Origin of the sequence: Saccharopolyspora antibiotica, from assembly GCF_047200635.1 — a bacterium.
Taxonomy (GTDB): domain Bacteria; phylum Actinomycetota; class Actinomycetes; order Mycobacteriales; family Pseudonocardiaceae; genus Saccharopolyspora_C.
Window position 1 is genome coordinate 64579 of sequence record NZ_JBJZOI010000001.1, and the last position, 19319, is coordinate 83897.

The window sequence follows — 19319 nt, forward strand, 5'->3', positions numbered from 1 at the left end:
TCCTTCGCGGTGCGGTGGGTGGCCGGGACGCGCGGGGCGCGGCCCGGAGGACTGGTGCGGGCGCCGCTCAGCGACGCATTCGGGACATCCCGGGGTCGAACACCGGGTCGGCGACGACCACCGCGGGGTGGCGCCGGTCGAAGTAGGACACCCCGACGTCGGTTCCGGGCTCGGCCAGCTCGGCCGGCAGCCAGGCGTAGGCGAGGCTCATGCCCGCGCTGTGCCCGTATGCGGCGCTGGTGGTGAAGCCGACCGCCTCGCGGCCGGTCCCGGCGAACACCGGCTCGGCGCCCAGCAGCGCTGTGCCGTCGGTGATGTGCAGGCAGCACAACCGCCGCCGCACCGGTCGTTCGCGGCGCCGCAGCAGGGCGTCGCGCCCGATGAAGCCGGTCTTGCCGTTCTTGACGGCGAAGCCGAGCCCCGCCTCGTCGGGGTCGTGCTCGCTCCACACGTCCGCGCCCCAGGCGCGGTAGCCCTTCTCCAGGCGCATCCCGTTGAACGCGCCCCGGCCCGCCGGGAAGATCCCGTGCTCCGCGCCGTGCTCGGCCAGCAGGTCCCACAGCCGCCGCCCGAACTCGGCGGAGGTGTAGAGCTCCCAGCCGAGCTCGCCCACGTAGGACAGCCGCAGCGCGGTCACCGGCACCTCGCCGACGAACAGCCGTTTCGCGCGGAAGAACCGGAACGCCTCGTGCGAGACGTCGGCGTCGGCCAGCGGGGCCAGCACCTCACGCGCCAGCGGCCCCCACAGGCCGAGGCAGCAGGTGCCGCCGGTGACGTCCCGGACCCAGGTGGTCTCGTCGGCGTGCGCGCGCAGCCAGGCGATGTCGCGCGGCCCGTTGCAGCCCACCTGGAACTCGGTCTCGCCGAGCCGGGCGACCGTGATGTCCCCGCGCACCCCGCCGGTGCGCTCCAGCATCAGGGTGTAGGTCACGTAGCCGGGCGCGCGGTCGAGCTCGCCGGTGGTCAGCCGCTGCAGCAGCCCGAGCGCGCCGCGCCCGGTGACCTCGGCGCGGGTCAGCGAGGTCATGTCGAACATCGCCACGCCCTCGCGCGCGGCTTGATGCTCGGCGGCGACGACCGGGGACGAGAAGCGCCCGGCCCACTCGCCGGGTTCGGCCGACTCGCGCCCGGCGACGAGGTGCTGGTTGCCGGTGTAGAAGTGCGGGCGCTCCCAGCCGTTGGCCTCCAGGAACACCGCGCCGTGCCGCTGCTCCCGCTCGTGGAAGGGCGAGGTGCGCACCTGCCGGGGTCGGCGCGGCGGTTGCTGCGGGTGCACCACGTCGTAGACCTCGCGGAAGCTCTGCGCGGCTCGCTCGCGCACGTAGGCGGGGCTGTGCGCGAAGCCCTCGAAGCGGCGCAGGTCGGCGGCGCGCAGGTCGATGCCGGGGGAGCCGTCGCTCATCCACTCGGCCATCGCCCGGCCCACCCCGGCCGAGTGGGTGATCCACACGGCCTCGGCGACCCAGAACCCGGCGACCTCCCGGGACGGCCCGAGCACCGGCATTCCGTCGGCGGTGAACAGGAACAGCCCGTTCATGCCCTCGGCGAGCTCGGTCCCGCGCAGCGCGGGCAGCAGCTCGCATGCGTCGTCCCAGGGCTGCTTGAAGTCGTCCGGGGTGAACGGGTGCACCGACGGCATCCCCGTCCAGCGGCCGCCGCCGGAGGGGGCCTCGGTGCCGTCGCCGGGTGCGGTCGCGGCCAGCTCCTCGGAGCGCACCGGGATCACCCGGTGCTGGTAGGAACCGATGCCGAAGCGGTCGTGGATCTGCCGGAAGTACATCGAGGCGTCCTGGTGCCGCAGCATCGGCTGCGCCACCTCCGACCCGCCGTCCTCGCGGGCCGGGCCGAGCCCGGGCACGGGCCCGGTCACCGCGTACTGGTGCGCGAGCGGGAGCACCGGGATGGACACCCCGGCCAGGGCGCCGACCTTCGGGCCCCAGATCCCCGCGCAGCACAGCACCGACTCGCACTCGACCCGGCCCCGGTCGGTGCGCACGGCGCGGATCCGGCCGCGATCGATCTCGAAGCCGACCACCTCGGTGCGCTCCTGGAACCGCACGCCGCGCGCGGTGGCCTCGCGGATCATGACCTCGGCGGCGCGGACGGGCTTGGCGACGCCGTCGGTGGCGACGTGCAGCCCGCCGAAGATCCGGGAGGCGTCGACCTGCGGGACGCGGTCGGCGACCTCGCGGGGGCCGATGAGCTCGGCCGGCACGCCCCAGGCGGCGGCCAGCCCGCGCTTGCGGTGCAGGTCCGCCCAGCGGGTGCGGGTGGTGGCGACCTCGATGCCGCCGACCTGGTGGAAGCAGGGCGCACCGTCCAGGTCCTCGGCGGTGAAGCGCCGCACGGTGTCGCGGGCGAGCCGGGTGAGCAGCTCGGACCCGCTGGTCTGGAAGACCAGCCCGGGGGCGTGCGAGGAGGAGCCGCCGGTGGCGGGCAGCGGTCCCCGGTCCACCACGAGCACGTCGGTGGTCCCGAGCCGCGCGAGGTGGTGGGCCGTGGAGCAGCCGACGATGCCCGCCCCCACGATCACGATCCGCGCCCTGTCGCCCATGTGCCGCCCCCTGGCTCATGCCCCTGGCTCATGACGTCGCGCCCCGGGCCCGCCCGGAACCGGTCCCGGGCGACTCCCCTCCGAAGCGCCCCCGCGCCTGTTGCGCTCCCCACAACCGGACGCGATGGACGCAACGGTGCGCGCTGCTTCCGGGACGCGTCAAGCACACGGCCGAGCTAATTTTCCCTGGTGAGATCGGGTTTCGGGAGGATCGGGCTTCTTCGGAGCGGAGAGCGGCCACGCTCACCCGCGCGGGGGCCGCGGGCCGCCCGGTGGTGCCGGTACCGTCACCAGCAGTGCGTACCGCCCGGCCTCGCTCGGTGGACCTCCGACCGGGGTTGTTGCGCAATCAGCAACGCGGTGTATGGTTCGGGGCGGCATTTCCGCGCAACGAATACGGGTTCAACCGTGGTCAACGCAGGACGATCCTCCACCGGCGAGCGCTCCGGCGCGCTGGTGCAGTCGGTGGACCGGGCGGTGACCGTGCTGGAGCTCCTGGCACGCCACGGCGAAGCGGGCATCACCGAGATCGCGGGCGAGCTCGGCGTCCACAAGTCCACCGCCTCCCGCCTGGTCAGCGTGCTCCTCGCGCGCGGCCTCGTGGAACAGCTGGGGGAGCGCGGCAAGTACGTGATCGGCTTCGGCATCGTCCGGCTCGCCGGGGCTGCCACCGATCGGATGGACCTCTCCCGGCTGGGCCGCCCGTTCTGCGAGAAGCTGGCGGGCGACCTCGGCGAGACGGTGAACATCGCCGTCCGCGACGACGACGTGGCCATCAACATCAGCCAGGCCCGCGGCACCGCCTCGGTGACGGCGCACAACTGGGTCGGCCAGCGCACCCCGCTGCACGCCACCTCCAGCGGCAAGGTGCTGCTGGCGCACGCCCCCGCCGATGACCAGGACGCGCTGCTGCTCGGGGAACTCGCGCAGTACACCCCGCGCACCGTCACCGATCCCGGCGAGCTGCGCGCCGGCTTCGACCTCATCGTCCGCGACGGCTACGCGACCAGCTACGAGGAGCTGGAGCTCGGGTTGAACGCGGCGGCGGTCGCGGTGCACCGCCACGACGGCGAGGTGGTCGCCGCGCTGAGCGCCTCCGGGCCCTCGTACCGGTTCTCCCGCAAGCGGATGCGCGAGGTCGTCGGCGCGATGACGGTGGCCGCCAAGGAGCTCTCCGGGCAGCTCGGCTTCCTGGAGGAGTGAGCCGCGCCCGTCACTCGCGCTGCAGCATCACGTCTTCGAGGTCGAGCTCGTGCAGGACCTTGCGCAACACCTCGTCGTCGATGCGGCCCTCGTCGCGGAAGCGCACGAACACCTCCCGCTCGGCGGCGAGCATCTCGCCCCGCAACCGGCGGTAGGCGGCGGTGGGGCTCTCGCCGAGCTCGGAGTCCGAGCGGCCCAGCCGTTCCCACGCCCGGTTGCTGCGGCGCTCGGCGGCCCGGTGCAGGTGTTCGGAGACCTCCTCGGGCACCGGGGTGTCCTCGGCCAGCTCCTCCAGCCTGCTGCGGGCGGCGAGCGCGGCGTTGTGCGCGGCCTCCGCCTCGGCCAGCGCGTCGGTGTAGTCCTCCTGGCCGCGCACCCCGAGCACCCGGATCACCCACGGCAGCGTCGCGCCGTGCAGCAGCAGCGTCGCCAGGGTCACGAAGAACGCCAGGAACAGCACCTGGGCGCGTTGCGGGAAGGGCGTGCCCGCCGCGGTGAGCTGCGGGATCGCCGCGGCCGCCGCCAGCGAGACCACCCCGCGCATCCCGGCCCAGGAGACCACCGCCCCGTAGCGCCACGGCTCCGCCGCCCGCCGCCGGAACAGCAGCTCCGGAAGTTGCAGCGTGAGGAACACCCACACCGCCCGCACCAGCACCACGGTCGCGGTCAGCCCGAGCCCGACCAGCACCAGCGGACCGAGCTGGTGCGCGACGCCCTCGGTCACCGCGCGCAGCTGCAACCCGATGAGCGAGAACACCAGCGCCTCCAGCAGCGTGTCCGCCGACAGCCACACCGCCCGGTCCTGCAAGCGCACCGAGGCGCTCGCGGTGGGGGAGCGCTGGCCCAGGTAGAGCCCGGCCACCACCACCGCCAGCACCCCGGAAGCCTGGATCCCCTCGGCCAGCAGGTACGCCGCGAAGGGCACCAGCAGTCCCGCCGCGCTCTCCAGCACCCCGTCGGAGAGCGCTCGCCGAACGCGGTGCACCGCCCAGCCGACCGCGAAACCCACGACGAGCCCGCCCCCGGCGGCGAGCAGGAAGGAACCGATCCCGGCCAGCAGCGAGTAGCCGGTGCCGACCACGGTCGCCACCGCCACCCGGTAGGCGGTCAGCGCGGTGGCGTCGTTGACCAGGCTCTCCCCGCTGAGCACCGTCATCACCTTGCGCGGCAGCCCGAGCCTGCGGCCGATGGAGGTCGCGGCGACCGCGTCCGGCGGCGCCACCACCGCCCCCAGCACCAGGGCCGCGCCCAGCGGCATCGCGGGCACCAGCCACCACGCCACCAGCCCGGTGACCAGGGTGGTGACCAGCACCGCGCCCAGCGCCAGCGAGGCGATCGGGCGGGCGTTGGCGCGGAACCCGAGGGTGGAGCTGGTCAGCGCCGCCGAGTACAGCAGCGGCGGCAGCACCAGCACGAGGACGTGCTCCGGGTTGATCGCGTAGTCCGGGACGCCCGGCACGAAGGACAGCGCCAGGCCCGCCAGCACCAGCACCAGCGGCTCCGACAGCCCCCACCGGCGGGCGAGCGCGGTGAGGCCCAGCGCGACCGCCAGCAGCACCATGAGCGCCGGAAACTGCTGCACCGCGAGCCCCCTTCGACGTCGACGACGGCAGTCTAAGGATGATCGGATGCCACCGCCCCGTTCCGGCGGCGTGCATGAGCGCGCGCCCGTCCGGGGACCCCGGTGGCGGACGCGACGAGCACGGAGGTGGCCGGTGGCGGGCTGCGAGCACCTGGAAGCGGCGGCGGGGCGCGATCCCGCGCCGGGCTCCCGGACGGCGTGCCAGGACTGCCTGGCGCTGGGGCGCGACGAGTGGGCGCACCTGCGGCTGTGCACCGAGTGCGGGCACGTCGCCTGCTGCGATTCCAGCCCGCTGCGGCACGCGACCCAGCACCACCGGGACACCGGGCACCCGGTCGTGCGCTCGTTCGAACCCGGCGAGACCTGGGCGTGGTGCTACGTGGACGAACGCCTCGGCTGAGGCGGCAGCGCCGCGTCGGCGGTGCCGAAGCGGGTGCGGATCGCCTCGGCGAACTCCCGCTGCTCGGCCGCGTCGAACAGGGCGGCCAGCCGGGTGGCCAGCTGCGCGCGGTCGGCCCCCGCGCCCTCGGTGCTGAGCTCGTCGATCAGCCCGCGGACGTGGTCGATCGCGGTGTGCTCGGCCCCTTCGGGGAGCCCGCCGGGCGCCGCGGCGAGCTGGCCGTAGGAGAAGAACTGGCCGGAGTCCAGGGTGCCGCTGAACGACAGCGACTCCTGGGAGAACGGCAGCCCCCCGGCGAACGGGGCCTGCCTCGACGAGGGCACCAGGTGCCGGAACTGCTCGGCGATCTCGGTGCCGTTGGCGGCGGCGGACAGCTGGGCGAGAGTGCCGATGAGCTCGGCCGCCCGCTCGACGTCGTGCTCGTTGCGCGACAGCCACCAGACCACCGCGCTGCCGGTGTCGCGCAGCACCTCCTCGCTCAGGTAGGCGCGCTTGCTGCGCTCGTGGTCGCGCTCCCGGTGCCACAGCTGCTCGTCCTTGCGCACCTCGGCGAGCCGGTGCAGCCGGTCGGTGTCCTGCTCGGACAGCACCAGGACCACCTCCGAGGCCCAGGTCTCGACGTGGCCGTGCGGGTCTCGCCGCACCGCGCCGAGCGCGCCCGCGAGCTTGTGCGCCACCACGTCGGCGGCACCGGGATGCTCCACCGAGGTGATCTCGCGGGCCCGGCTGAGCAGGGTGTCCAGCGCCAACCCGGCCGGGTTCTCGTGCCCGACGCCGACCGCGTCGGCCGGGCGCCGCCACCAGGCGGTGGCTCCGAAGACGAACTGGTAGTCGGGCTCCGAGCTGGGCAGCGACACGTTCCGCACCAGCTGCTGACGGGCGGGTTCCGGCTCGGGCTCGACGGGTGCGGCGGTCCGCTGCTGCTGGACCTCCAGCGCCTCCCGCAGCTGCCGCTGGCGGTGCAGCAGCAGGAGCTGCCGGGCGTAGGCACCGACGCCGACCAGCAGACCGGCGCTGAGCAGCGACCACGCCCACAGCGGCCACCGCAGGGCGAGGACCAGCACCCCGGGCACCAGCACGGCACCGCAGGCGAGCGAGCCCAGCAGGATCTTGTTCTCGCGGCTCATCGGTCCGGGCACTCCGCATCGATCGCTGGCACAGCGCCGACAACTGTATGGCGCGTGATCTTCCCGGCGGTACCCGGCGTCCGGGCGACGCGCCGGGCGCGGTGTAACCGGTTCGGTAGCCGGGTAACCGCACAACGTCACGACGTGCTGCGACTCCCGGGGGTGTGGGGCGATGACGGGGCGGAAGAAGGAGGCGCCGCACCCGGTGCACACGGTCCACCGGGTCGGGGCCGTGGTGCTGGGCCTGGTGCTGTGGGTGTTCGGATCCCTCGGGCTCTCCAGGGGGCTGGAGTTCTTCTCGACGAGCGGGCAGGCCGTGCTGGGGTTGTCCAGCAACGGCCTGCTGTCGGTGATCTCGCTGGCGACCGGGGCGGTGCTGATCGGCTGCGCGGCGTGGGGAGGCAAGCAGGCGTCCACGGTGACCACGGCCTTCGGCGGGGTGTTCCTGCTCTCGGGGCTGCTGCACCTGGCGGTGCTCAACAGCCCGTGGAACGTGCTGGCGTTCCGGATGCCGAACGTGCTGTTCAGCCTCGTGGTGGGGCTGGTGCTGCTGTTCACCGGCCTGTACGGGCGGCTCTCGGGCGGGCTCCCGCCGGACAACCCCTACCGGCAGCAGCACCCGATCCGCGAGCGCCGCCCCGACCCGGAGGAGCAGCTCGTGGAGCAGCGGCGCCCGCCGGAGGACGAGGAGAGGCGCTACGAGGAGGCGGAGATCGCGATGGGGGAGGGCCACCCCACCCCCGAGCAGACCCAGATCGTGCTGCGCGACCAGGCCCGGCGCCGCGCGGTGGAGCGCGCCCGCGCCCGCAGGAGGGCCGCGGGCGGCCGATCGTGATCGTCCCGGGGTGGGTGCGGTGGCCCCCGGGCCTGCTGCTCGCGGCGGCCCGCGAGTTCACCAGCGACGTCCCGGTGCACCTGGTGGAGGTCCGCGAAGCGGTCCAGCCGCCGGAGCCCCGGGGGCCGGTCGAGGGCCTCCAACTGCCGGAGCACGGTGTCGGTCCGCTGTTCCACCGCCGCTACCGAGCGGACATCCACCTGCACCTGCGCGACGCGGAACAGGTGATGGCGCTGTTCGAGGCCGCGCCGGACCGGATGGTGCCGGGCGAGGTGGCCCGCTTCGAGCCGGAGGGCGATCACCCCGGGCTGCGCGTCGGGGACGACCTGGTGGTCCGGATGCCGGGCCCCTGGGACGGCCCGGTGCGGGTGCTGGAGGTGACGCCCACGTCGTTCCGGCTGGCGACCCGGCCCGGGCACCTGGAGGCCGGGCAGATCGAGTTCCGCGCCGCCGACGTCGGGGAGCTGCTGCGCTTCGAGATCGAGTCCTGGGCCCGCAGCGGTGACCGGGCGGCGCACCTGCTCTACGACAAGATGCGGCTGTCCCGGCAGGTGCAGACCTACATGTGGGTGCGGTGCTGCGCCCGGGTCTGCTCGGTGGCGGGCGGCAGGCTGGTGCGGGGCGTGGAGGTCCGCACCGGCCGGGACGAGCTGGCGGGCGGACTCGCGTGACGGGCCCGGGCTGCGCCGACGACCCGGCGCTGCGCCGACGGCTGGCGCGGCTGCGGGAGCTGCCGGTGAACTTCGACGTCGATCGAGTGGATCCGCTCGATCCCGGGCCCGGGTGGAGGGTCGACGACTTCCGGCAACCGCTGGGCGCCGAACCGCCGGGGCCGCCGCTGGTGGGAGGGCCGTGGGAGCGGGCGTGCGCCCTGGTGCGGGACTACAAGTTCGCCGATCCGATGGTCGTGACCCGAGCCTGCCGTTCCGGGGAGTCGCTCGCGGACTCCGACCTGCTGCTGGAGGCGAACTTCCACGGGCTTCCCTTCGACCTGCCCTGCCGGGTGGGCGGTGTCGTCGACACGACCAGCGACGGGGTGCGGATCTGGGGCTGGAACTACCGGACGCTGCGCGGGCACCTGGAGCAGGGGCAGATGGACTTCGGCGTGCGCAAGGACCTCGCGACCGGTGACGTGGAGTTCCGGGTGCACGCGTTCTCCCGGCGGGCTCCGATCCCGAACCCCGTGGTGCGGCTGGGTTTCGTGCTGTTCGGCCGAGGCGCTCAGCTGCGCTTCATCCGGAGCGCCTGCCGCCGGATGCGGGATCTGACGCGGCCAGCAGCGCTTCCAGCCGCTCGCGGTCGGCGACCGTGACCGTGACCGCCGGGTGTCGCAGCACCCCCAGCGGTTCGATGCCGGGGACCGGCTCGGCGAACCGGACGCGCACCCCCGGTTCCGCGTTGGTGGCGCAGATCAAGCCGCCGTCGCGGAGCGACATCCGCGCGGGTCCCGCCGTGCGCAGCAGCGGGCAGGGCCCCGAGGTGCTGGTGCCCGCGACGTTGGACCGGGGCGTGCGCAGGCTCCAGGGCCCGAAGCGCACGGCGAACTCGGCCGGGCCGACCCGGACCCACGCGGTCGGCGGTGCGATGCCGAACGCCAGTGCCAGCAGCCGGTGCGCTCCGGCGAACCGGAAGGGGAAGGTCTCAACGGTGCCCGGGTCCATGCCCCGGGTTACCCGGACGATCTCCCGGGTGCACCGGTGGTTCAGGGCTTGCGGGCGACGGCGGCGATGACGCAGTGGCCGACGGCCGACAGCGGGGTGAGCCGCGGGCCGTCCGGCCACCACTCGTCGGCCACCACCAGGCCCGGTTCGAGCAGGTCCAGGCCGGCCAGCACGGGTTCGAGCTGCGCGCGGGTGCGGAAGAACCCGGAACCCATCCCGGAGCCGAGCAGTTCCTGCAACCGCCGGGCCGGGCCGCTGTGCTCGTCCTCGGGGTCGAAGAAGTGGCTGAACGCCAGGAAGGAACCGCTGGGCAGCGCCGCCAGGTACTCGCCCATGATCTCGGCGACGGGGCGTCCCCCGGCGGCCTCGTCGTAGTGGTGCAGGGTGCCGACGTGCAGCAGGCCGAGCGGCCGGGAGAAGTCGAGCGCGCCGCGCACCAGGGGGTCGGCGAGCAGCAGTTCCGGCTGGAAGACGTCCGCGCCGAGGAAGTGGCTGCGGTCGTTGTCGGCGAGCAGCGCCCGGCTGTGCGCGGCGACCGCCGGGTCGTTGTCCACGTAGACCACCCGCGATTCCGGCACGGCTCGCTGCGCGACCTGGTGGGTGTTCTCCGCCGTGGGCAGCCCCGAACCGCAGTCGAGGTACTGGTCGATGCCCGCTTCGACCGCGAGGAACCGCACGGCCCGGATCAGGAAGGCGCGGCTGGTCCGGGCCAGCGCGTTCGCGTCGGGCACCTCCCGGTTGAGCATCCGGTTCAGCTCGCGGTCGACCGCGAAGTTGTCCTTGCCCCCGAGCGCGAAGTCGTACACGCGGGCCAGGCTCGGCCTGCTCGTGTCGATGGCACCCGCCGTATCGCCCGGAATCGGCATGACTTCCTCGCAGCGGCGTCGGGGCCAAGATCATCGACACCCTACAGCGCGGCGCGGTCCGCGGCACCGGTGTTGGCGCGGCGGGAACGGGACGGTTCAGGAGGAGGTGCGGGCCCCCGTGCGGGGGCGCGCGTCGTGCTCAGGCCCGGAGGGCGCGCAGGAAGCGGGACCACTGCGTCGCGGTGGCCGTGAGGTGCCCGGCGGCGCGGTCCTTCGAGTCGCGCACCGCGGCCCCGCCACCCGGCAGCGCGCCGACCTCGACGCAGTTGGTCTCCTGGCTGCTGTAGGTGGAGGTGCGCCAGCCGCGCGGTTCGGCGCTCACGCCGGGACCTGCTCGCGGGAGGCGATCTCGGCGATGAGCTTGCGGGAGTCCTCCCTGCTCAGGGCGACCTGCTCCAGCTCGTCGCGGGCGGAGCGGAACGCTTCGACGGCCTCCGGTTCCCGCAGGAACGCCGAGGAGCGGTGGTGCTCCAGGTGCACCACCGGGTCGGCCTTCGCGAACTCCAGCAGCAGGAACGGCCCGGCGTGCGCGGGCGTCCACCCGGCGGCCGAGGGGATGATGCGCAGTTCGACGTTGTCCCGCTCGGCGATCTCGTCGAGGAACCGCAGCTGGTCGTACCGTCCGGCGGGGCGGCCGATGGGCTGGTGCAGCACGGGCTCCAGGATCAGCGCGGTGTACCTCGCCGGGGCCCGCTTGCGGGTGATGATGTCGCGGCGGCCCTGCCGCATCGCGACCCGCTTGTTGGCCTCCTGGTCGGGCACCCCGGCGGTCATGATCGCCCGGGTGTAGTCGGCGCACTGCAGCAGGCCCGGCAGCAGCAGAGGCGCCACATCAGTGATCTTGGTGGCGGTGCGCTCGAACTCCAGCAGCGTGGCGAGCTGGTCGGCCTCGCCGATGCCGTCCGGGTTCAGCGCGGGCGAGGGCTCGGCGGCGGCCTCGCGCGCGAGTTTGAGCATCCGGGATTGCGCCGTGTTGCTGACGCCGAGCACCACGCACACCGCGGAGATGGATTCGGCCGACGGCACCCGGTCCCCGTGCTCCCAGCGCACCAGCACCGAATGCGATACGTCCAGGATCGAGGCCAGTCCGCGCAGGGTGAGCCCGTTCTTGCGGCGCGCGTCGCGCAGTTCCGCGCCGAGCACGTAAGCCCGCGGTCGTGGTGGGTTTGCGGTCATGTCGAGGAATGCTAATCCATTGTCCGCGGGACCGGCGATCATCCGAATGAGTCATTGTCCCGAGTTCTCGGGTGCTGGCATTCTCCTATTTTCCCCATATGCGCTTCCCGTCGCAGCTCACGCGCGTTCCCCGGTCTTTCCGTCGCGGGAGGGCGATTCGGGTGGGCGCGGCTGGTGGACACCGCGGCGCGGTGCAACGTTTCCATTCGATTCCGCACCTGTGCGGAATCGAATGGAAACGTTGCAACGACCGGTTGCTCTTCCGGGTTCGGCAGGTCATTGCCGTCGCGGCGGAATTCGCGGGGGACCGCGCACCGGGATCGGCGAAGACCCCGGTGTTCGGGCTCGCGGCGGATCTGCCGCACCGCGCCCGGCGTCTCGCCGGAATGCGGGAGGCGAATGCGCGCCCGTCCGGCCCGGTCGGGGCCCGCCGCACCGCGCCGCGGGTGAGCCCGGCAGCGGGGAGCTCGGCCAGGCACCGGTTCCGGTGGTGTCACCGCGCGGGTGCGGCGGGCCCCGTTCCTCCGGTTCGGCTCCAGGCCCCGGGACCACCGGGCGCCCGGACCACCACCAGCTCCGCGCTGATCAGCTGCGGCCCTCGCGCCAGTAGCCCATGAACGCCACGGCCGTTCGAGGCACGCGGTGCTCCTGCACGAGGATCCGCCGCAGCCGCTTGATCACCGCCGCCTCGCCGGCCAGCCAGCCGTAGACCTCGCCGCTCGCGGGGCCGCTGTCCGGGACCTCCCACAGGGTCGCGGTGTCGACGTCCACGTCCTCCAGCCCGGAGTGGGCGCCGCCGCGCGAGCCGAACTCGCCGAGGACCTCGGTCACCGTCTCCTCCAGCAGGGCGCCGTGCGGGACGGTGCCGCCCGCTCGCTGCCGCACCAGCCAGCGGACCTCCACGCCGCGCGGGCTCCGCCAGGTCTGCACGTCGGCGGCCGTGGGCACCTCCGCGCACACCACGCCGCGCGAGTCGTGCGGCAGCGATTCGACGATCGCCGCCATCGCGGGGACCGCGGTCTCGTCCCCGGCCAGCACGAGCTGCCGCGCGGTGCTCGGCGGCGACCACTCGCAGCCCCACATCCGGCCGGTGCCGGGACGGTCCGGGCCGAGCAGCGCGACCTCGTCGCCGGGCGCGGCGGTCGCCGCCCAGGTGGACGCCGGACCGCCGTGGCCCTCCTCGACGCCGTGCAGCACGAAGTCGATGTCCAGCTCGGCCTCCCGCTCCCGGAAGGCCCGCACCGTGTAGGTGCGCAGCGTCGGGCGGATCTCGTCCGGCAGCTCCAGCCAGCGGGTGTACCAGTTCTCGCCGCTGGGCATGTCCGCGACGGTCCGCCCGGGCCGCGGCAGGGCGAGCTTCACCCGCTGGTCGTCCCCGCCGGTGCCGAAGCGGTGCAGCTGCTCGCCGGTGAAGGTGATGCGCGCGAAGCTCGGTCCGAGGCGTTCCGCGCGGGCCACCCGGGCCGGGAACACCAGGTACCGCGGGCGCTGCGCACCGGAGCGCTCGGCCATCATCACACCTCTTCACCGCATCGACGTCGCAGGTTCAGAGGTTAGCCTAACCTGTCCCCGTGCGGGAGGGTGTCGCCGCCGGGAGGACGAGGGGACGAGACGACGCCGGCGCGTCGGCGGCACCGCGCGGGAGCCGGGAAGGGGCGCGGCGCTCCCCGCCCGGCGCCGGGCGCCCCGACCGGCGATCGCCCGGGTGGGGCCGGACCGCTCGCCGCGGGGCGGGGAGCGGTCCGGCCGGGCCGGATCAGTCCCAGGACAGGGAGGAGCCCGACTGGTACTCGGTGACCCGGGTCTCGAAGAAGTTCTTCTCCTTCTTCAGGTCCATGGCCTCCGACATCCAGGGGAACGGGTTCTCGACCTCGGCGAAGACCGGGGCGAGGCCGAGCTGGGCGCAGCGGCGGTTGGTGATGAAGTGCATGTACTGCTCGCACAGCTCGGCGTTGATGCCGAGGATCCCGCGCGGCATCGTGTCGCGGCCGTAGGCGACCTCCAGGCGGCACGCGTCGACGAGCATCCCGCGCACCTCCTCCTGGAACGCGGTGCTCCACAGGTGCGGGTTCTCCAGCTTGATCTGGTTGATGCAGTCGATGCCGAAGTTCAGGTGGATCGACTCGTCGCGCAGGATGTACTGGTACTGCTCGGCGATGCCGACCATCTTGTTCCGCCTGCCCAGCGACAGGATCTGGGCGAAACCGGTGTAGAACCACATCCCTTCGAAGATCACGTAGAAGGCGATGAGGTCGCGCAGGAAGGCCTGGTCGCGTTCCGGGCCGCCGGTGGCGAACTCGGGGTTCTCGAGGTTCTGGGTGTGCCGCAGCGCCCACTCGTCCTTCTCCGAGATGGACGGGATCTCGCGGTAGGCGTTGAACAGCTCGCCCTCGTCGAGGCCCAGGCTCTCGCAGATGTACTGGAAGGTGTGGGTGTGCACGGCCTCCTCGAAGGCCTGGCGCAGCAGGTACTGGCGGCACTCGGGATTGGTGATGTGCCGGTACACCGCGAGCACGATGTTGTTGGCCACCAGGGACTCCGCGGTCGCGAAGAACCCGAGGTTGCGCTTGAGCATCAACCGCTCGTCGTCGGTGAGCCCGTCGCGGGAGCGCCACAGCGCGATGTCGGCGTGCATGGACACCTCGGTGGGCATCCAGTGGTTGTTGCAGCCGGCCAGGTACTTCTCCCACGCCCAGCCGTACTTCAGCGGCAGCAGCTGGTTCACGTCGGCCTGCGCGTTGATCATCGCCTTGTCGTCGACGTTGATCCGGCCCGCGCCGCGTTCGATCTCGCCGAGGCCGGTGGCGTCGGGGGTGTGCGTGGACGTCATGAGTCCTCCAGGGGGGTCGGGCGGGTCACTGGCAGGCTTCGCAGTCGGGGTCGTCGATCGCGCACGCCTGCGGAGCAGGAGCCGGAGCGGCGGCGGGGGAGACCGCGTTGAGCTTGCCGTCGGTGCCGCGCAGGGTGGACTTCTCCACGTGCGTGGCGCTGCTGGACCGCAGGTAGTAGGTGGTCTTGAGGCCCTTGCGCCAGGCCAGCCGGTAGAGCTCGTCGAGCTTGCGGCCGCTGGGCGCGGCCATGTAGAGGTTCAGCGACTGCGCCTGGTCGATCCACTTCTGGCGGCGGGAGGCGGCCTCCACCAGCCAGCGCGGCTCGATCTCGAACGCGGTGGCGTACAGGGACTTCAGCTCGGCGGGCACCCGGTCGATCGGGCCGAGGTCGCCGTCGAAGTACTTCAGGTCCTGCACCATCGCCTCGTCCCACACCCCGGCGGCCTTGAGGTCGCGGACCAGGTCGGCGTTGAGCACGGTGAAGTCGCCGGACATGTTCGACTTCACGTAGAGGTTCCGGTACAGCGGCTCGATGGACTGGCCGACGCCGCAGATGTTGGAGATCGTCGCGGTCGGGGCGATGGCCAGCACGTTCGAGTTGCGCATCCCGTCGGTGCGCACCCGCTCGCGCAGCCCGTCCCAGTCCAGCGTGGACGAGCGGTCCACGTCGACGCCGGTCTCGCGGGCCTGCGCCAGCAGCTCCAGCGAGTCGACCGGGAGCACGCCCCGGCTCCACAGCGAACCCTCGAAGGACTCGTAGCGGCCGCGCTCGGCCGCCAGCTCCGCGGACGCCGCGATCGCGTGGAAGCTGATGTGCTCCATGCTCAGGTCCGCGAACTCGACCGCGGCCTGCGAGGACATCGGGATCCGCTGCGCGAACAGCGCGTCCGAGAAGCCCATCAGCCCCAGCCCGACCGGCCGGTGCCGCAGGTTGGAGGTCCGCGCCTCGGGGATCGTGTAGAAGTTCACGTCGATGACGTTGTCCAGCATTCGCACCGCGGTGCGGGTGGTGCGGCGCAGCCGCTCGGCGTCCAGGCCCTCGGCGGTGACGTGCCGGGCGAGGTTGATCGAGCCGAGGTTGCAGACCGCGACCTCGTCCCCGCCGGTGTTCAGCGTGATCTCGGTGCACAGGTTCGAGGAGTGCACCACGCCCGCGTGCTGCTGCGGGGAGCGCAGGTTGCACGGGTCCTTGAAGGTGATCCACGGGTGCCCGGTCTCGAACAGCATGGTGAGCATCCGGCGCCACAGGTCCACCGCGCGGACCTGGCGGAACACCTTGAGCTCCCCGCGCTCGGCGGCCGCCTCGTGCTCGCGGTAGCGCTCGGCGAACGCCGTCCCGTAGAGGTCGTGCAGGTCCGGGACCTCGTCCGGGGAGAACAGCGTCCACGTCTCGTCGGCCTCGACGCGGCGCAGGAACTCGTCCGGCACCCAGTTCGCGGTGTTCATGTCGTGGGTGCGCCGCCGGTCGTCGCCGGTGTTCTTGCGCAGGTCGAGGAACTCCTCGATGTCCACGTGCCAGGTCTCCAGGTACGCGCACACCGCGCCCTTGCGCTTGCCGCCCTGGTTCACCGCGACCGCCGTGTCGTTCGCGATCTTGAGGAACGGCACCACGCCCTGCGAGGACCCGTTGGTCCCCTTGATGTGCGCGCCGGTGCCGCGGACCGGCGTCCAGTCGTTGCCGAGCCCGCCCGCGTACTTCGACAGCAGCGCGTTGTTGCTGATGCCGTGGAAGATCCCGTGCAGGTCGTCCTCGACGGTGGTGAGGAAGCAGGACGACAGCTGCGGCCGGGTGGTGCCCGCGTTGAACAGCGTCGGGGTCGAGCACATGAAGTCGAAGGAGGAGATCAGGTCGTAGAACTCGATCGCCCGCGCCTCGCGGTCGTCCTCGCGCAGGGCCACGCCCATCGCGACCCGCATGAAGAACGCCTGCGGCAGCTCGAACCGGATGCCGTCCTCGTGCAGCAGGTACCGGTCGTAGAGGGTTTGCAGCCCGAGGAAGCCGAAGGCGGTGTCGCGGTCGGCGTCCAGCTCCGCGCCCAGCCGCTCGAGGTCGAAGCCGCCCAGCTCCGGGTCCAGCTGCTCCAGCTCGATGCCGCGGCGCACGTAGTCGGCGAAGTAACCGGCGTAGCGGTCCCGCATCTGCACCTGGTCCGCCTCGGCCGGCTCGCCCGCGACGAAGCTCAGCGCCTCCCGGCGCAGCTTGTCCAGCAGCAGCCGCGAGGTCACCAGCGAGTAGTTCGGCTCGTGCTCGACGAAGGTGCGCGCGGCCATCGTCAGCGATTCGGCCAGCTCGGCGGCGCTGATGCCGTCGTAGACGTTGCGCCGCACCTCCCGCAGCACCGCGTCGGCGCGCACGTCCTCCAGGCCGGAGCAGGCCTGCTCGACGACGGTGGACACGCGCTCCCAGTCCAGCGGGACGCGGGCACCGTCCGGCCCGGTCATCTCCAGGCGGGGCGGGTCGTCGGCGGGGCGCTCGTCCCCGGCTTCGCGGGCCTGCGCGTGCTCCTCCCGGTAGAGCACGTAGGCGCGGGCGACGCCGTGGTGCCCGCCGCGCATCAGCGCGAGCTCCACCATGTCCTGGATCTGCTCGATGTGCACGAGGCCCTCGGCGCCCGCGTGCCGCAGCACTCCCTCCGCGGCCTGCGCCGTCAGCTCCGCGACGACCTGGTGCAGCCTCGACGACGAGGCGGCCGACTCCCCCTCGGCAGCCAGGAACGCCTTGGTCAGCGCCACGGAGATCTTCGTTTCGTCCCAACCGGAAACGGTGCCGTCGCGCCGCAGCACCCGCACTCCTGCCGGTACCGCGGTGGCTGTGGACGCCCGGGTCGTGGACTCGGTCACTGGCTCTCTCCTCGCAAGCTCGGACAGCTGCCCGGAACTCCTCGGAACGCGCCAGGACCGCGGTGCGCGCGGCACCGCTCGTCCCACGACCCTCCCGCGAGGTCCCGGACGGCGCGCACCCCTCGTGCGCGCACCGATGGCAGGTCTTCGGACTCACGGGCGACCGGTGCGCTCGGCACCGGGCCTACTGGCCGTCGCTTCCCGGACGCCGGACGTCCAGTGCTGCACCACCCTCGGCGGGGTGGTGACGGCGGTCGTTCCCGTTCACCGCTGCGGGGCAGTCCCGGACTCGCACCGGGTTCCCTGTTGTCACGCCGGGCGGACCGGCGAACCATCAGCGGGCGCCACACTACATCTTGGGTTCGAGGTTGATCGGAACCCCATCATCGTCGGCGCGGCGGACGCCGCGCGGAGGTGTGATCGGGAAGCGCTGGTGGCTGGCGGCCCGGTTCGGCAGACTGCGACGCGAGATCGCCACCCGGAAGGAATCCCGAGCCATGCGCGCCTCCCGCGTGCGACGCGGCCTCACCGCCGTCGCCACCGCACTGGCCACCGCCGCCACCGCCACTGCGGCGACCGCCGGCGCCGCACCCCAGGCCCCGCCCGAACCCGCCACCGCCGACGTGCGACTGATCACGTTCAACGACCTGCACGGCAACCTGGAACCGCCGACCGGTTCCTCCGGCGAGATCGAGCTCGACGACGGCGGCACCGTCGAGGCGGGCGGCGCGGCCTACCTCGCCGCGCACCTGGAGCGGCTGCGCGCGGAGGTGCCCAACTCGCTGGTGTTCTCCGCGGGGGACAGCGTCGGCGCGTCGCCGGTGAACTCCGCGCTGTTCCACGACGAGCCCACGATCGACTTCCTCAACTCCCAGGACGTCCGCGCGCACGTCGCCGGCAACCACGAGTTCGACGAGGGCTACCAGGAGCTGTGGCGGATGGCGACCGGTGGCTGCCACCCGCAGGACGGCTGCGAGTTCCGCGATTCCTTCGCGGGCGCGGACTTCCCGTACCTCGGCTCCAACGTGACCTTCGAAGGCGGCGCCCCCGCGCTGCTGCCGTTCACCGTGCAGCTCTCCGGCGGCGTCCCGATCGGCGTCATCGGCGCGACGCTGCACGACCTGCCCAGCTCCGTGAGCCCCGGAGCGGTGCGCGGCCTGGAGTTCGGCGACGAGGTCGAGGCCATCGACCGCACCGCCGACGCCCTCGACCGGATCGGCGTCAAGGCCCAGGTCGTGCTGCTGCACCAGGGCGACGAGGCCGAGAGCGGGGGCCCGAACTCCTGCGACGTCGCGCCCGGGGGCCCGGCGCACCGCATCGCCGCGGCGGTCACGCCGAAGGTCGACGCGCTGTTCACCGCGCACAGCCACCAGCAGTACACCTGCACCGTCCCCGACCCCGCCGGCGCGCCTCGGCCCGTCCTGCAGGGCGCGTCCTACGGGCGGCTGCTGTCCGTGCTGGACCTGCGCGTCGACCGCGCCAGCGGCGAGGTCGTGCGGCAGGGCAGCCGCGCCCGCAACGAGGTCGTCACCCGCGACATCGCTCCGGACCCGGAAGCGGCCGCGCTCGTCGAGGAGGCCCGCGAGAAGGCGGCGCCGATCGCGAACCGCGCCGTGGGCACCACCGCGGGCGACCTGCTGCGGGAGCCCGCGCCGTCCGGGGAGTCCTCGATGGGCAGCGTGATCGCCGACGCCCAGCTGGAGTCCACCGCGGACGCGGGCGCGCAGGTGGCGCTCACCAACCCGGGCGGCGTGCGCGCCGATCTGCCGCACGCCTCCTCCCCGGCCGGGGAGGGCGACGGCGTGGTCACCTACGGCGAGGCGTTCGCGGTGCAGCCCTTCGGCAACACCATGCAGACGATCACCCTCACCGGTGCCCAGCTCAAGGGCGTGCTCGAACAGCAGTGGACCCCGGAGGGCGCCACGATCCTGCAGGTCTCGGCCGGGCTGCACTACGCCTGGTCCGAGTCCGCGCCGATCGGCTCCAAGGTCTCGGGGCTGACGCTGCACGGCGAGCCGGTGGTCCCGGACGCGCCGTACCGGGTGGCGGTGAACAACTTCCTCGCCGGGGGCGGGGACGGGTTCACCGGGTTCCTGGAGGGCACCGACGTCACCGGCGGGAAGCTGGACCTCGACGCGCTGCTCGACTACTTCGCGGCGCACCCCGGAGTCGTCCCGCCGTCCGCCGACCGCATCGAGGTCCAGGGCTGATCGACGCCGATCCGCCCGGCCCCGGCGGGACCG

The 19319-nt window shown here is 73.2% G+C and carries 16 protein-coding genes and 1 riboswitch; of the genes, 6 read left to right on the top strand and 10 right to left on the bottom strand.

The features are described 5' to 3' along the window. Positions 1-67 precede the first annotated feature (67 nt). Entirely contained in the window at positions 68-2554 is a 2487-nt protein-coding gene (locus tag ACL03H_RS00300) for a GcvT family protein (RefSeq protein WP_412808960.1), read from the bottom strand. A 456-nt stretch (positions 2555-3010) separates the two neighbouring features. Between ACL03H_RS00300 and ACL03H_RS00305 the strand changes: the two genes are divergently transcribed. Then, a complete protein-coding gene (locus ACL03H_RS00305) occupies positions 3011-3757 on the top strand; it encodes an IclR family transcriptional regulator (protein WP_412809067.1) in 747 nt (248 codons plus the stop codon). A gap of 10 nt (positions 3758-3767) precedes the next feature. Here ACL03H_RS00305 and ACL03H_RS00310 read toward each other — a convergent pair whose 3' ends face one another. Next, positions 3768-5339, bottom strand: a complete 1572-nt coding sequence (locus ACL03H_RS00310; protein WP_412808961.1) for a Na+/H+ antiporter — start codon at positions 5337-5339, stop codon at positions 3768-3770. Between the two features lie 133 nt (positions 5340-5472). Here ACL03H_RS00310 and ACL03H_RS00315 point away from each other — a divergent pair, with 133 nt between their 5' ends. Beyond that, entirely contained in the window at positions 5473-5739 is a 267-nt protein-coding gene (locus tag ACL03H_RS00315; RefSeq protein WP_412808962.1) for a UBP-type zinc finger domain-containing protein, read from the top strand. On the opposite strand, the gene ACL03H_RS00320 is transcribed toward ACL03H_RS00315, so the two are convergent. Next, positions 5715-6866: a hypothetical protein gene (locus ACL03H_RS00320; RefSeq protein ID WP_412808963.1), complete on the bottom strand. Its 1152-nt coding sequence runs from the start codon at positions 6864-6866 to the stop codon at positions 5715-5717. The two genes, ACL03H_RS00315 and ACL03H_RS00320, sit on opposite strands and share 25 nt — an antisense overlap. A gap of 172 nt (positions 6867-7038) precedes the next feature. On the opposite strand from ACL03H_RS00320, the gene ACL03H_RS00325 reads away from it, so the two are divergent. The 3 genes from ACL03H_RS00325 to ACL03H_RS00335 are packed head-to-tail and all read left to right on the top strand — an operon-like array spanning position 7039 to position 9013. Next, entirely contained in the window at positions 7039-7701 is a 663-nt protein-coding gene (locus ACL03H_RS00325; protein ID WP_412808964.1) for a DUF4383 domain-containing protein, read from the top strand. Between the two features lie 14 nt (positions 7702-7715). Beyond that, on the top strand, positions 7716-8372 hold the full coding sequence (locus tag ACL03H_RS00330; protein WP_412808965.1) for a DUF1990 family protein: 657 nt from the start codon (positions 7716-7718) through the stop codon (positions 8370-8372). Continuing rightward, positions 8369-9013: a DUF1990 family protein gene (locus ACL03H_RS00335; RefSeq protein ID WP_412808966.1), complete on the top strand. Its 645-nt coding sequence runs from the start codon at positions 8369-8371 to the stop codon at positions 9011-9013. The genes ACL03H_RS00330 and ACL03H_RS00335 overlap by 4 nt, the downstream gene beginning before the upstream one ends. Here ACL03H_RS00335 and ACL03H_RS00340 read toward each other — a convergent pair. The 7 genes from ACL03H_RS00340 to ACL03H_RS00370 form a co-directional block, all read right to left on the bottom strand. Further along, the gene (locus tag ACL03H_RS00340; RefSeq protein ID WP_412808967.1) at positions 8934-9362 is read right to left on the bottom strand and encodes a hypothetical protein; all 429 of its coding nucleotides are present in this window, start codon (positions 9360-9362) and stop codon (positions 8934-8936) included. The two genes, ACL03H_RS00335 and ACL03H_RS00340, sit on opposite strands and share 80 nt — an antisense overlap. A 41-nt stretch (positions 9363-9403) precedes the next feature. After that, entirely contained in the window at positions 9404-10228 is an 825-nt protein-coding gene (locus ACL03H_RS00345) for an SAM-dependent methyltransferase (RefSeq protein WP_412808968.1), read from the bottom strand. A gap of 139 nt (positions 10229-10367) precedes the next feature. Then, complete coding sequence (locus tag ACL03H_RS00350) at positions 10368-10550, bottom strand: DUF397 domain-containing protein (RefSeq protein WP_412808969.1); 183 nt, start codon at positions 10548-10550, stop codon at positions 10368-10370. Beyond that, on the bottom strand, positions 10547-11404 hold the full coding sequence (locus ACL03H_RS00355) for a helix-turn-helix domain-containing protein (protein WP_412808970.1): 858 nt from the start codon (positions 11402-11404) through the stop codon (positions 10547-10549). The genes ACL03H_RS00350 and ACL03H_RS00355 overlap by 4 nt, the downstream gene beginning before the upstream one ends. Positions 11405-11989: 585 nt before the next feature. After that, entirely contained in the window at positions 11990-12916 is a 927-nt protein-coding gene (locus ACL03H_RS00360) for a siderophore-interacting protein (RefSeq protein ID WP_412808971.1), read from the bottom strand. Positions 12917-13160: 244 nt separating this feature from the next. Continuing rightward, positions 13161-14234, bottom strand: coding sequence for a ribonucleotide-diphosphate reductase subunit beta (locus ACL03H_RS00365; RefSeq protein WP_412808972.1), 1074 nt, complete (start codon positions 14232-14234; stop codon positions 13161-13163). Positions 14235-14259: 25 nt separating this feature from the next. Continuing rightward, positions 14260-17076, bottom strand: a complete 2817-nt coding sequence (locus ACL03H_RS00370; RefSeq protein WP_412808973.1) for a ribonucleoside-diphosphate reductase subunit alpha — start codon at positions 17074-17076, stop codon at positions 14260-14262. A 121-nt stretch (positions 17077-17197) separates the two neighbouring features. Then, a riboswitch (cobalamin riboswitch) is annotated at positions 17198-17427 on the bottom strand. A gap of 146 nt (positions 17428-17573) precedes the next feature. Between ACL03H_RS00370 and ACL03H_RS00375 the strand changes: the two genes are divergently transcribed. Continuing rightward, a complete protein-coding gene (locus ACL03H_RS00375) occupies positions 17574-19286 on the top strand; it encodes a bifunctional metallophosphatase/5'-nucleotidase (protein WP_412808974.1) in 1713 nt (570 codons plus the stop codon). The last annotated feature ends 33 nt before the right edge of the window (positions 19287-19319 follow it).

Bases quoted from the DNA above. Each gene is read 5' to 3' on its own strand.
- ACL03H_RS00300 (WP_412808960.1), bottom strand. From the start codon at position 2,554: ATGGGCGACAGGGCGCGGATCGTGATCGTGGGGGCGGGCATCGTCGGC.
- ACL03H_RS00320 (WP_412808963.1), bottom strand. From the start codon at position 6,866: ATGAGCCGCGAGAACAAGATCCTGCTGGGCTCGCTCGCCTGCGGTGCC.
- ACL03H_RS00325 (WP_412808964.1), top strand. From the start codon at position 7,039: ATGACGGGGCGGAAGAAGGAGGCGCCGCACCCGGTGCACACGGTCCAC.
- ACL03H_RS00340 (WP_412808967.1), bottom strand. From the start codon at position 9,362: ATGGACCCGGGCACCGTTGAGACCTTCCCCTTCCGGTTCGCCGGAGCG.
- ACL03H_RS00345 (WP_412808968.1), bottom strand. From the start codon at position 10,228: ATGCCGATTCCGGGCGATACGGCGGGTGCCATCGACACGAGCAGGCCG.
- ACL03H_RS00355 (WP_412808970.1), bottom strand. From the start codon at position 11,404: ATGACCGCAAACCCACCACGACCGCGGGCTTACGTGCTCGGCGCGGAA.
- ACL03H_RS00360 (WP_412808971.1), bottom strand. From the start codon at position 12,916: ATGGCCGAGCGCTCCGGTGCGCAGCGCCCGCGGTACCTGGTGTTCCCG.
- ACL03H_RS00365 (WP_412808972.1), bottom strand. From the start codon at position 14,234: ATGACGTCCACGCACACCCCCGACGCCACCGGCCTCGGCGAGATCGAA.
- ACL03H_RS00375 (WP_412808974.1), top strand. From the start codon at position 17,574: ATGCGCGCCTCCCGCGTGCGACGCGGCCTCACCGCCGTCGCCACCGCA.